The 12,906-nt window shown below is 61.6% G+C and carries 10 protein-coding genes; 9 read left to right on the top strand and 1 reads right to left on the bottom strand.

From position 1 onward, the window contains the following. The first annotated feature begins 2 nt into the window (after nucleotides 1-2). On the top strand, nucleotides 3-1,316 hold the full coding sequence (locus ACEPP2_RS01420) for an O-antigen ligase family protein (protein WP_395515572.1): 1,314 nt from the start codon (nucleotides 3-5) through the stop codon (nucleotides 1,314-1,316). A gap of 74 nt (nucleotides 1,317-1,390) precedes the next feature. Here ACEPP2_RS01420 and ACEPP2_RS01415 read toward each other — a convergent pair whose 3' ends face one another. Beyond that, nucleotides 1,391-2,050, bottom strand: a complete 660-nt coding sequence (locus ACEPP2_RS01415) for a TetR family transcriptional regulator (protein WP_395515571.1) — start codon at nucleotides 2,048-2,050, stop codon at nucleotides 1,391-1,393. Between the two features lie 199 nt (nucleotides 2,051-2,249). Here ACEPP2_RS01415 and ACEPP2_RS01410 point away from each other — a divergent pair, with 199 nt between their 5' ends. The 8 genes from ACEPP2_RS01410 to ACEPP2_RS01375 all read left to right on the top strand — a co-directional run bounded on the left by ACEPP2_RS01410 (nucleotide 2,250) and on the right by ACEPP2_RS01375 (nucleotide 12,851). After that, nucleotides 2,250-3,149: a shikimate dehydrogenase gene (locus tag ACEPP2_RS01410; protein WP_395515570.1), complete on the top strand. Its 900-nt coding sequence runs from the start codon at nucleotides 2,250-2,252 to the stop codon at nucleotides 3,147-3,149. Next, nucleotides 3,146-5,035, top strand: a complete 1,890-nt coding sequence (locus tag ACEPP2_RS01405) for a bifunctional sugar phosphate isomerase/epimerase/4-hydroxyphenylpyruvate dioxygenase family protein (protein ID WP_395515569.1) — start codon at nucleotides 3,146-3,148, stop codon at nucleotides 5,033-5,035. The genes ACEPP2_RS01410 and ACEPP2_RS01405 overlap by 4 nt, the downstream gene beginning before the upstream one ends. A gap of 156 nt (nucleotides 5,036-5,191) precedes the next feature. Next, nucleotides 5,192-6,178: a TRAP transporter substrate-binding protein DctP gene (dctP, locus tag ACEPP2_RS01400; protein ID WP_395515568.1), complete on the top strand. Its 987-nt coding sequence runs from the start codon at nucleotides 5,192-5,194 to the stop codon at nucleotides 6,176-6,178. A gap of 80 nt (nucleotides 6,179-6,258) precedes the next feature. Continuing rightward, a complete protein-coding gene (locus tag ACEPP2_RS01395; protein WP_395515567.1) occupies nucleotides 6,259-6,777 on the top strand; it encodes a TRAP transporter small permease in 519 nt (172 codons plus the stop codon). Further along, nucleotides 6,774-8,075: a TRAP transporter large permease gene (locus tag ACEPP2_RS01390; RefSeq protein WP_395515566.1), complete on the top strand. Its 1,302-nt coding sequence runs from the start codon at nucleotides 6,774-6,776 to the stop codon at nucleotides 8,073-8,075. The genes ACEPP2_RS01395 and ACEPP2_RS01390 overlap by 4 nt, the downstream gene beginning before the upstream one ends. A gap of 9 nt (nucleotides 8,076-8,084) precedes the next feature. Beyond that, nucleotides 8,085-8,525 (top strand): type II 3-dehydroquinate dehydratase, encoded by a 441-nt coding sequence (locus ACEPP2_RS01385; protein ID WP_395515565.1) that lies wholly within the window; start codon nucleotides 8,085-8,087, stop codon nucleotides 8,523-8,525. A gap of 185 nt (nucleotides 8,526-8,710) precedes the next feature. Further along, entirely contained in the window at nucleotides 8,711-10,615 is a 1,905-nt protein-coding gene (locus ACEPP2_RS01380) for a heavy metal translocating P-type ATPase (RefSeq protein WP_395515564.1), read from the top strand. 67 nt (nucleotides 10,616-10,682) lie between these two features. Beyond that, on the top strand, nucleotides 10,683-12,851 hold the full coding sequence (locus tag ACEPP2_RS01375; RefSeq protein WP_395515563.1) for a methyl-accepting chemotaxis protein: 2,169 nt from the start codon (nucleotides 10,683-10,685) through the stop codon (nucleotides 12,849-12,851). Nucleotides 12,852-12,906: the final 55 nt, after the last annotated feature.

The following is a 12,906-nucleotide window of genomic DNA, read 5'->3' as shown; positions in this document are numbered from 1 at the left end:
TGATGCCGGCGGTCGCGGTCTCTCGGTCTGATCCCTTTTTTCTTCCGTCGCTGTGGGTGCTGATGGCGTCCGCCATGCTGTTTGAGAGCGACGCCTACCGCTATGCCACGTTGGCGCTCGTCTCGCTATCCATGATCCGTTTTCGGGACGACGTTCGCCTCGTCTCGCGTGACTGGCTCGCCTGGTTCTGTTGGCTCTGGGCCGCCTACGCTGCTATCCGTTTTCTGTTCGGCATGACAGTTCATGACGCGCGCGGCACCTCCGAGTGGTTGTATATATTCCCGCTCTTCTTTCCGGCCCTAGGGGTAGCACTATACAAGACACGTCAGTACCTTTTTCCCGCGGCGAGTGTCTTGATCGCCGCCGGAACTGTCGGGTTGCTCGCTAGCATCGACTGGACCGCCCTCGGGAGAGGCGAGCGCGTGTTCCCTCTCTTTCACAACAATCCCATCCATGCGGCGATCGGATGCGGCATGCTTCTGGTAACGAGCATTTGCTTGATGCTCTACGTCGTGGAAACGCGGCGCCATGACGGGTGGCGTCTCGGCGTGATCCTAGGAATGGGCTTCCTGACAGTGTTGTTGAGCGGGGTCGGTATTCTGGGCGCCCAGTCGAAGGGGGTATGGCTCGCCCTCGGCCCCGTGGCGGGCTTCATGTCCCTGGCGGTCCTGGCATTCTACGGTAGACGTCTGGCATTGGCCGTCCTTGCAGTGCTGCTGGTCGCAATGATGGGCATCATCGTTGCGCAGGAGGATGCCAGACGCGTGGCTGGTCCGACAATAGAAGCCACCGGCGCGTTGTTCAGCTTTGGAATGGGACATGTCGATCCCCGAGACGCCATGCGACGTGCCGTGGAGAATCCCGACACTCCCCAATCCATGCGGGAGCGTCTGATGCTGTGGACCAACGCCCTGGATACGGTGGAATCATCTCCGTGGTTTGGCTGGGGGAACCTCTGGCAGGATCGATGGCGGCAGGGCACCTATCAAGACACCAACCACCGGCTGCTCCACAACGGGTATCTCGAGATCCTGGTGAGGCACGGCCTCTTTGGTGCATTGGTACTCGCCATCTTCATCCTGGTGTCCGTGCGCAGGATATACGTAGCGAGGCGGCAGGGGATCATCTCTGCCAGCCTCATGCTCTACCTGTACAGTCTGAGTCTGTTTTTCTTCATCACCATCGCAACGAACTCGAACAATCGCCTGGCGCTGGGCGAGAGCTACTTCCTGCTCGCGGGGGCTGCCGTCTTTGCGATCTCGCTCGCGATGCGGATCAGCCAGGCGAAGCCTGCCGATGTCGCGGAAGCTGATTAGTCGCGTTCCGCTGAAGTCATTGCCTGATCTTCACGGTGTTCAACGCCCTGAACTCTCTGCTAAGCCTTAAGACCTCAAGATTGTTTCGCCACAGGTTGTGTCACATAGGCGATGACGGCATCCGAAATCATCCGCTTATGGCGATCATAAAGGGCGGGCTCCGATAGGTCCCGGTGAAAGATCGTGCCGAAGGTGTAGCGGTTGGACACGCGGAAGAAGCAGAAGGCGCTGATCAGCATGTGCAGGTCCACCGCATCGACATCGCGATGGAAGACGCCTTCTCTGCGCCCCCTCTCCAAGATTTCGCGGATCGTCCTGACGATTGAGAGGTTGAGTTCGCCGATCTCGGACGATCGCTTCATGTGGTTCGCGTGGTGGATATTCTCGATGCTGACCAACCGCACGAAGTCGGGATTGTTCTCGTCATGGTCGAATGTGCTGGCGACGAGGGTTCGCAGCGCCTCGACCGGAGGCATGTCGGCAAGCTCAAGATCGGCTTCGAGCGAGCGGATCTTGCGGTAGGCCTTTTCGAGCACCGCGAGGTAGAGACCCTCCTTGCTGCCGAAATAGTAGTAGATCATGCGCTTCGACGTGCGGGTCTTTTCGGCAATCGCGTCGACGCGGCCGCCGGATAGGCCATAGGCCGAAAACTCCTCCGTCGCGACGTTCAGGATGTCGTCCCGTGTCTTCTCCGGATCGTTCTTCCGGCTCTCTCGCTCAGCAGGCCTGCGCACGTCCACTTCCGTCACTTCCCCCGGGGCATCCTCGCGGCCCTCCGCGACGACTCATATGGGCCTTGCGGTCAGGTTTCAATGGAGCACCGATTGACACGAACTAGTTAGTACATTATTGCGTTGACGGAGAACAGCGTTTTGGGAGGAGCGCCGTCGGCCGGGGTCATCCTGATCATCCGTCGCCGCGGTGAATGCAGAAATGGCAGCCGTCGAGCATTCCTCATTTCGTGCCGGGCTTATCGGCAAGGGCATCCAGGCTTCCCTGACGCCTGCGATGCACATGGAAGAGGGCCGCGCGCAGGGTCTGGATTATCGCTACGTTCTACTCGATCTGGAGCGGATCGATGGTGGCGACGAGCGCCTGCCGAACCTCCTTTCGGATGCAGAAGCGAAAGGCTTCGGTGGCCTGAACATTACCCACCCCTGCAAGCAGGACGTCATCCCCTTCCTCCATACCCTTTCCGAGGAGGCCATGGCGCTTGGCGCCGTCAACACGGTCGTCCTCCGCGATGGCCGGCGGCACGGGCACAACACCGACTGGTGGGGGTTCGCCGAGAGCTTTCGGCGAGGCCTGCCTGGAGCCAATCCCCGGTCGGTCGTGCAGTTGGGGGCCGGAGGTGCGGGCGCCGCAACGGCCTTTGCCATCCTTCGATCAGGTGCCGAGAGGCTGACGATCTTCGATCAGGATGCGGCTCGCTCCACAGCTCTCGCTGAAAGCATGAAGCAGCATTTTCCAGACAGGGCAGTCGTGGCAGGCCGCGACCTCTCGCGGGAGATGGCATCGGCGACGGGCCTGATCCATGCAACGCCGACCGGCATGGCGAAGTATCCGGGCCTGCCGCTGCCGGCCGATCTTCTCGACCCATCCCTATGGGTGGCGGAAATCGTCTATTTCCCCTTGAGGACGGAACTGCTGATCGAGGCGGAAAAGGTTGGATGCCGCATCCTGGATGGCGGCGGCATGGCAGTCTTTCAGGCTGTTGGCGCATTCGCACTGTTTACCGGGTTGGAACCGGATGAGGACCGCATGCTCCGACACTTCGCCGAGATGACGCGGGGGCCGCTCCAGCCCGTCCGCGCAGCGGGAGGCGGCCGATGAAGACATCGATCGCAACGGTATCGATCAGCGGTGAACTGCCGGAAAAACTGGAGGCGATCGCCAAGGCGGGTTTTGACGGAGTCGAGATCTTCGAGAACGACTTTCTTGCCTTCGACGGCAGCCCCCGCGATGTCGGCCGAATGGTCCGGGACGCCGGGCTGGAGATCACGCTTTTCCAGCCGTTCCGCGATTTCGAGGGGATGCCGGAGCCGCATCGTGCACGGACCTTCGATCGTGCCGAGCGCAAATTCGATATCATGCAGGAACTGGGGACGGATCTCGTCCTGGTCTGCTCGAACGTCTCGCCTGTGTCGCTGGGTGGGATCGATCGCGCCGCAGCGGACTTCCGGGAACTGGGGGAGAGGGCGGCCAAGCGCGGCCTGCGGGTGGGCTATGAAGCCCTCGCGTGGGGTCGCCATATCTCCGATCATCGTGACGCATGGGAAATCGTCCGCCGCGCCGATCATCCCAACGTCGGGCTTATCCTCGACAGTTTCCATTCGCTGGCGCGCAAGATCGACATCGGTTCGATCCGATCTGTCCCGAAGGACAAGATCTTCATCGTCCAGCTCGCGGACGCGCCGCTCATCGACATGGACCTTCTCTACTGGAGCAGGCATTTCCGCAACATGCCGGGTGAGGGGGATTTGCCAGTCACCGACTTCGTCGCCGCAATCGCGGAAACCGGCTACGACGGCTATTTCTCGCTTGAGATCTTCAATGATCAGTTTCGCGGCGGCTCGCCCAAGGCGATCGCGGCCGATGGCCATCGATCGCTGATCTATCTCGGTGATCAGGTGCGGAGAAGATCGGGGGCGGCCACGCTTTCGGTTGCGCCGATGCCCGAGCGCGCCGTGGTGAAGGGCGTGGCTTTCGTCGAGTTCTCTGTCGGCGAGGCGGATGCCGGCCAGTTGATCGCGATGCTGCATGCGCTCGGTTTCCGCAAGACCGCCGTTCACAGGACGAAGAAGGTCAGCGTCTATCAGCAGGGACAGATCCGCATCCTCGTCAATCGAGAATCCGTCGGGTTTGCCAGCGCAGCCTATGCGGTTCACGGAACATCAGCCTATGCCATGGCCCTGGAGGTAGAGGATGCATCTGCAGCGTTGGCGCGCGCTGTAGCCCTGGGCGCGGAACCGTTCCGCCAGCCGGTGGGACCCGGTGAACTGGAGATCCCGGCGATCCGCGGGGTCGGCGGCGGGTTGGTTTATTTGATCGATGGCACGAGCAGCCTAGGCAAAATATGGGAGGTGGACTTTGTCCCCGCATCCGATGAGGGCCAGCCGGTCCCGGCGAACCTGATCGCCGTAGACCACGTGGCGCAGACCGTAGCCTATGAAGAGATGCTGACCTGGCTCCTCTTCTATACCTCCATCTTCGAGACCGCCAAGTCGCCGATGGTGGACATCATCGATCCGGCCGGCGTGGTGCGGAGCCAGGTCGTTGAAAATCGCGACGGTTCCTTGCGGATCACGATGAACGGCGCCGAGAACCGGAGAACACTGGCGGGCCACTTCATAGCAGAGAAATTCGGCTCCGGTATCCAGCATCTTGCCTTCAGAAGCACCGATATCTTCAAGACCGCCAAGGCGTTGCGGGCTAACGGCTTCCATACCTTGCCGATCTCGCCAAACTACTACGACGACGTCGAAGCACGTTTCGGTCTTGAGCCGCAATTGACCGAGCGCATGAAGGCAGAGAACATCCTCTACGACCGGGATGAGCACGGGGAGTATTTCCAGCTATACAGCGGAACCTTCGCTGAGGGATTCTTTTTCGAGATCGTCGAAAGACGCGGCTATCGCGGCTACGGTGCAGCCAATGCGATCTTCCGCATCGCGGCTTTGAGAAAGCAGATCCGACCCGAAGGAGTGCCCGCGACATGACAAATTGCCAGCGCGAAGACACGCGCAACAGGTGGAAGAATTTGACCAAACGAACTGTTCCGTACATTCTGCCTTGAGCAGACGGGAGACACCGTTGGTCTGGAGGAGATCATCTACGCTCGGTGGATGAGAGAGAAACAAACAGGAGGAGAAAACATGATGCTCAATATCACTCGCCGTCATTTGTTTGGCGCAACCATGCTCGCCGCGGCAGTGCTCGCCGTTCCGGCCCTGGCCCAGGACAAGCCGGTCCTCAAGTTCTCGGCCGTGTTCTCGGAGCAGGATATCCGCGCCGAGATGACCAAGAAGCTTGCCGAAGGGATCAGCGAGAACTTCAAGCTGGAACCCTATTACGGCGGTAACCTCTTCAAGCAGGGCACCGAACTCGTAGCAATCCAGCGCGGCAACCTGCAGATGGGTAATATCGCGCCGCAGGACATTTCCAAGCAGATCCCGGAGTGGTCGGTTCTCACGTCCGCTTACCTTTTCCGTGACGCTGCACATCTGTCGGCCTTCTTCAACAGCGAGACCGGCGCCGAGTTCAAGAAGATGGCCGAGGACAAGCTCGGTATCCACATTCTCGGCCCGACCTATTTCGGCGCGCGCCAGGTGGGCCTGAAGCCTGAGAAGAAGATCAACACGCCGGAAGACATGGCCGGCATCAAGCTGCGCATGCCGGGTGGGGACGCCTGGCAGTTCCTCGGCGAGGCCCTAGGGGCCAACCCGGTTCCTGTTGCCTATGCGGAGGTCTATACCGCACTGCAGACGGGTGCGATCGACGGTCAGGACAACCCGCTCCCGAACGTCAAGAATATGAAGTTCTACGAGGTCATGTCGCAGATCGTGCTGACTTCGCACCTGATCGGCTACGACCTGCTGGTCATCTCCAAGGAAGTTTGGGACAAGATGACACCTGAACAGCAGCAGTCCTTCCAGACGGCGGCAGACGAGGCCATGAAATGGAGCGAGGAACAGCACGTCGCCCAGGAAAAGGCGCTGCTGGATGAGTTCAAGGCTGCCGGCCTTGAGATCTATGAACCAGACCAGGAGGCGTTCCGCAAATTCGCGCAGGAGAAGTATCTCGCTTCCGACCTCGCGAAGTCCTGGCCCGAGGGCATCCTGGAAAAAGTCGCCGGAATGTAAGATCGAGCTGAAGCTCAGAGTACGATGATCGAGGAGGCGGCCCGCTCCTGCGGCGCGCCTCCTCCTGGGAGGAATGAGGGATGAACACCACACTTGCGACCATCGGCGGGTGGTTGAGACGGCGCGCGGAAAACATATTGTGCCTGATGCTGCTGATGATGTTCGTCGTCTTCATCCTGCAGATCATCTTCCGCTATGTACTCAATCTCTCCATCGGCTGGACCCACGAGGTCAGCGTGGCGCTCTGGATCTGGATCGTTCTCTTCGGATCAGCCTTCGTGGTTCGTGAGGTCGACGAAATCCGCTTCGACCTGATCTGGGGTGGTGCCAGCGACCAGTCGCGACGCATCATGCAGATCATTTGTGCAGCGGCACTGATCTTCCTCTTCGGCATTTCGCTTCCGGCCATCGTCGACTACGTGACCTTCATGAAGGTGGAGAGCACCGCCTATCTCAAGATCCGCTTCGACTATCTCTATTCCATCTATGTCGTCTTCGCGATTGCAATGATCGTCCGCTATATGTGGCTGGGCTTCCGCGCTATACGCGGCAACACGCCGGATGCTTTCGACCCGACCAAGGCAGGCTCAGGCGTATGAACCTCGCAAGCCCTTTCTCAATCTCGATCGTCATCATCACCATACTCGCCTTCCTCGGTCTGCCCATCGGGCTTGCCATGCTGGCCGGTTCGACGCTCTACCTGTTCCTGGTGGGTGCGGACATGGGGATCGTTGCCGAGCAGTTTCTCAACGGCATGTACTCCAACTACGTCATTCTGGCGGTCCCGCTCTTCATCCTTGCGGCGGAGTTCATGAATGTCGGCTCGATGACGGAACGACTGCTGACCTTCTGCAACGTCTTGGTGGGGCGTTTCCGCGGGGGTCTTGCGCAGGTCAATATCGTTCAGAGCATCATCTTTGCCGGCATGTCGGGCTCGGCAATAGCCGACGCCGCCGGGAGCGGTCGGATGATGCAGAACATGATGACGCGGGAAGGCCGCTACACACCGAGCTATGCAGCCGCACTGACGGCGGTAACCTCGGTTATCGGCCCGATCATTCCGCCATCAATCCCGATGATCATCTACGCGCTCGTGTCGGACGCCTCGATCGGCTACCTCTTCCTCGCAGGCATGGTTCCGGGCCTGATGATGGCGGGGCTGCAGATGATGCAGGTTGCCATCACCGCACGCCGCAAGAACTTTCCGGTGGAAGATCCGGTGCCGATGCGCGAAATCCCGCGCATCACCATCCGCGCTTTCCCCGCCCTTATGATGCCGGTGGTCCTGCTCGGCTGCATCTATACCGGCATCACCACGCCAACCGAAGCGGCGGCCATTGCTGCTGCCTATGCACTCGTCATCTCCGTCCTGCTCTACCGCAGCATCACCCTGAAGGACTTCTACGGTTCGCTCTATACGAGCGCCAAGTCGTCCGCCTCAATCGGTATGCTGATCGCCGGCGCGCTCGTCTTCAACTATGTCGTCACGATCGAGAACATTCCCGATAGTCTGCGGGTCATGCTGACGAGCATGGACCTCTCGCCGATCGGTTTCCTGGTCCTCGTCAACATCATCCTGCTCTTGCTTGGGTGCGTGCTGGAAGGCACGGCGATCCTGCTCATCATCGTGCCGGTCTTCATTCCGACGGCGCAGGCGCTCGGCATCGATCTCGTGCATTTCGGTGTCGTGGTTGTGGTCAACATCATGCTTGGTCTCGTCACGCCGCCTTATGGCCTGCTGCTGTTCATCATGACCAACATCTCCGGAAGTCCGGTTCGCGACATCATCCGCGACGCGCTGCCCTTCCTGTTCTGGATGGTCCTTTCGCTCGTTATCATTACCTTCGTCCCCGACAGCGTTCTCTGGCTGCCGCGGCTGCTGGGCTATCAAGGCTGAGGTATCATCATGAAGCCGATCTACATCCTGAATGGGCCGAACCTGAACCGGCTGGGAAAGCGGGAGCCCGAGATCTACGGGACGACGACCCTGGCAGAAGTCGAGGCGATGTGCCGGGATGCGGCCGGTGAGCGACCGGTCGAGTTTCGACAGACCAACAGCGAGGAGCGGCTGATCGAATGGGTGCATGAGGCGATCGACGAAGGGGATGGCATCATCATCAATCCTGCAGCCTTCACGTTCACCTCCCTGGCGCTCCTCGACGCGCTGAAGATGTTCAAGGGCCCCATCATCGAGTTCCACATCAGCAACGTCCATCGGCGGGAGTCGATCTACCATCGCTCCTACGTCTCCATGACCGCGACGACGGTCATGGCCGGGCTGGGGGCGGAAGGCTATCCCGTCGCCGTTCGTGCCCTGGAGACGTTGATCGCCAAGAAGGCACGATAAGCACGGCACTCCAGCCCCGCCCCCTACTCATCAATGCATTACGGATCGAAGATCCGGCTGCGCGGCGCAAGCCGCGTTGCGGCCACTACGTAAATCATTGACGGATTCATTCTCCGCTTCCTGATAGAAGGCTAAAGTCGGGAATGATCCGTGGCGGGTCGTCTGCGGCGCTGGAGAGTTGTTTGATGTCAGGATATTCGGCGGGCGAGAAGCTGAAGATCGCGCTTCTGGCGGTGGCCCTCGGTGGCCTCTTTGGCGGTCTCCTGCTGGCTTACGGGATTGATAGACCGGAACTTGCCACTACCGTGTGGGCGCTGGGTGTTGGCCCTGTGCTTGTCGCGCTCCTAGTCGAGATCCTGCACAGCCTGCGCCGGGGTGAGGTCGGGCTCGATATCGTGGCGGCTCTTTCCATGTCGGCCGCGCTCCTGTTCGGTGAAACGCTCGCAGCCGCCGTTGTTGCGGTGATGTATTCCGGCGGTACCTTTCTTGAAAGCTTCGCCGAAGGCCGTGCCCGGCGCGAGATGCGCGACCTGCTCGCGCGCGTGCCTAGGACGGCCACGCGGCACATCGCCGGCGCGCTGGAAGACGTGCCGCTTGATGCCGTCGCACCCGGCGACCGGCTGCTGATCCGGCAGGGGGACGTGGTCCCGGTCGATGGTACCGTCGGATCCTTCGTTGCCATTCTGGACACCTCTGCACTTACGGGGGAATCCCTGCCGGTCCGGGTGCAGGAGGGCGGCGAGGCAATGAGCGGTTCCACCAATGCTGGCGACGCATTCGACCTCCTTGCGACCCGACCGGCAAGCGACAGCACCTATGCCGGCATCGTTCGCCTCGTCGAACAGGCTCAGGCTTCGAAGGCGCCAATGTCGCGGCTCGCCGACAGATGGTCGCTTGCCTTCCTGCTCGTCACTGTCGCCATCGCCTTCTCGGCGTGGGGGGTAACAGGCGACCCGATCCGTGCTGTCGCCGTATTGGTGGTGGCAACGCCGTGCCCGCTGATCCTGGCTGTGCCCGTGGCCTTGGTGGCTGGCCTTTCCCGCGCCGCTCATCACGGAGTGCTGATCAAGGGTGCCGGACCCCTTGAAGCGATGGCCCGCGCGCGCACGCTGATCCTCGACAAGACGGGGACGCTGACGGATGGGCGGCCGAAGATCGTGTCGGCCAGCACATATGGCGGTATGGTAGAGGACGACGTGCTGAGGCTGGCGGCGGCGCTCGAACAGGCAACCAAGCACCCGGTTGCCCAGGCGATCGTCCAGGAGGCGCGCGAGCGAGGGCTGGCACTGCCAATTCCGACGGAGGTGACCGAGACCCCGGGGGAGGGGCTGGTCGGTCGCGTCGACGACCGCTCCGTGGTCGTGGGCGGTCATCGCTTCGTATCCGACCAACTCGGTCGAACACCGATGGGGCATCCGGCGCTCGGTGCGGGATCGGTGCTGGTCGCTGTCGGCATTGACGGTCGAATCGCGGGTCATTTCGTCATGGCTGACCCCCTGCGCGATGACAGTCTCGGAATGCTTTCAGGCCTGCGTCGGCAGGGAATCGAGCGCATCCTGCTGGCAACAGGAGATCGCCGGGACGTCGCCAAGCGCATAACCGAGGGACTTGGCCTTGATGGCATCAGAGCTGACCTCAGCCCCAACGAGAAAGTGCTGCTGGTGCTCACCGAGCGGAAGCATGGTCCGGTGATGATGGTCGGAGATGGCGTCAATGATGCACCCGCCTTGGCTGCGGCTGATATCGGCGTCGCCATGGGTGCGCGTGGCGCGGCCGCGTCGGCAGAGGCTGCGGACGTCGTCCTGCTGGTCGACAGCGTGGATCGGCTGCGGGCAGGGGTGGAGATAGCCCGTGGCGCGCGGCGAATTGCACTGCAAAGCGTGGTGGTCGGGATCGGGCTCTCCGTCATCGGCATGATCGCGGCAGCCCTTGGCTACCTCTCCCCCGTCCAGGGTGCCTTGATCCAGGAGGCAATCGACGTGGCAGTCATTCTCAACGCGTTGCGCGCCCTCCGCATCGAGCCGGCCCCGGCCGAGCTCGACCATCAGACTTTGCGCAGCAGCAAAGAAGGCATGGGAAGGTTCGGGTAGCTCAATGCGGCCGGACATCATGTTCGGCGGTTCGGCATGAGGCCGGCGTCGTTCGGAGCCTCTCCTCATGCGTTTTTCTGATGTATCCCTCACAAAACGAATACTGGTATGCGCGGCTCTGCCGGCGGTTGTGGCAGTCTGGCTCGCCTACGGCCGTATCGCCGACGGGATCGTTTCCTATCGCGAAGCCACACATGTCGGATCGGTGAGCGTCGACCTGGCCGCTCTCGCGGACGTGATCCATGCGGTACAGAGAGAGCGAGGCCAGACTGCCGGCGTTCTTGCAGCCAGCGATCAGGCGCAGTTCGGTCGCCTCGACGAAGCCCGTCAATCGACTGATCGCTTAGCCAGGCGGCTGGAGGAGCTGTCGTCGCACACGGGATCCATGCCACCCGGTTCATTGTCCGCGTCGCTGGATGGCCTTCGGGAACTGCGGCAGCGGGTCGATCTCCTGGAGCTTTCAGCCGCCACCGCGACCCTGCGCTACAGCGATGTCGTCGCTGGCTTGCTTGCATTGTCGAAGACACTTGGAGACCAAGGCTCCGACAGCGCAATCGCCGATGAAATTGCAGCCTACAGCCTCTTCTCTCAGATGAAGGAATTGGCGGGCCAGGAAAGGGCAACCGGCAATGGCGTAATCACGGCAGGTGTCGTGGACAAGACCGCACTGACGCGATTGTCGGTCCTTCATGGGTCGCAGGCAGCGCTGCTGGAGGAGTTCGCAGCACGTGCGCCTGCCTTCGCGCACGCTGCAAGGTCGATCGGAGTTGCAGGCGAGGGACCGCTTGCGGCCATGCGATCGCGCCTGCTGCTCGCCGGGGCCGGTGGCGACGTGTCCGGACTCGACGCCGCAACCTGGTATCGCCTCACCACAGAACGGATCGACACGATGCGTGCCCTTGAGCAACGTCTTCTCGAGCAGGTCAGAGAAGATGCAGCCGGAGCAGCGGCGGCCGAAGAACGCGCACTGGTCGTCCTGGGCGTTTCGCTGGCTGGCGCGCTTGCTGGTTCGTTGTTGCTTTCGCTTGCGATCGGCCTGGGCGTGGTGCGGCCGATCAAGCGCCTCACAGCAGCCATAGAACAACTCGCCGAAGGTGACGCCAAGGTCAGCGTCGGCGACACCTCCGCCAGGGACGAGGTCGGCGCCATGTCGCGGGCAGTTGCTCGGGCGCTCGAGGAGGCGCGGCGGCAGGCCGAGCACCAGAGGCAGGAAGAGATGGCTCGCGACGCTGACGCGCGGCGCATCGCCGAAGCCGCCGAGCGCGAGCGCGCGGTACGTAGCCAGGCGGTCGAATATGCTCTCGACCAGCTTGTAACGGGTCTGGACGCGCTTTCGGCCGGTGACTTGCGCTACCGGATTAATGCAGTCCTGGATGCCGATTTCGACGGGCTCCGCCTTGTCTTCAACCGGTCCGTCGAGACCCTGGAGCAGTTGGTTGCCACCGCTGGCGGCAATGCCAATGTCATCGATGAGGGGTGCGCCGATCTCCGAGGTGCCGCTGACGAGCTTGCTCGCCGAACGGCGGGCCAGGCGGCCGCGCTTGAAGAGGCCGCAGCGGCACTGGAGCAGGTGGCAAGTGCAGTCAAGATGTCGTCAGGTGCGGCAGACGACGCGCAGAAATCGTCCACTCGAGCAAGCGACGACACCTCCCAGGCGACAATCATAGTGAGCCAGACGGTCGAGGCGATGCAGGAGATTGCTCACTCGTCCTCGCGGATCGGTCACATCATCAACGTGATCGATGAAATTGCCTTCCAGACCAACCTGCTGGCGCTCAATGCCGGCGTCGAGGCGGCGCGAGCCGGTGAGGCAGGGAAAGGCTTCGCCGTCGTCGCCCAAGAGGTCCGCGAACTGGCACAACGCTCGGCCTCGGCTGCCCGGGAGATAAAATCTCTGGTGGAGCAGGCATCCAAAGACGTCTCCAACGGCGTTTCGCTGGTCGGCCGTACCGGGGAGGCTCTCCATGGCATCGAGCAGCAGGTGAGAACGGTCAATGGACAGATGCTGGCGATAGCGCAATCCGCAAAGGAGCAGTCGGTGGCGCTGGCGGAGATCAGCGGTTCGATCGCGCAACTGGACCAGATCACTCAGCAGAACGCCAGCATGGTGGAAGAGACCAACGCAGCATCGGTTACGCTGGCGGCTGAAGCGTCAAAGCTGCGGGACCAGTTGGCCGCTTTCCGGACCAGTGAGCAACAGTCGGCCGAGGTGCAAACTTATCCAGCCGCTGCCTGAAGGACGTGCCCTCGGAAGCGCCTGCCTCCGAGGGACATGCATGCCAGTACGCTTG

It is taken from the genome of Pseudorhizobium flavum (genome assembly GCF_044142885.1).
GTDB classification, from domain to species: domain Bacteria; phylum Pseudomonadota; class Alphaproteobacteria; order Rhizobiales; family Rhizobiaceae; genus Neorhizobium; species Neorhizobium flavum.
This window is presented reverse-complemented; position numbering and strand designations above follow the sequence as displayed.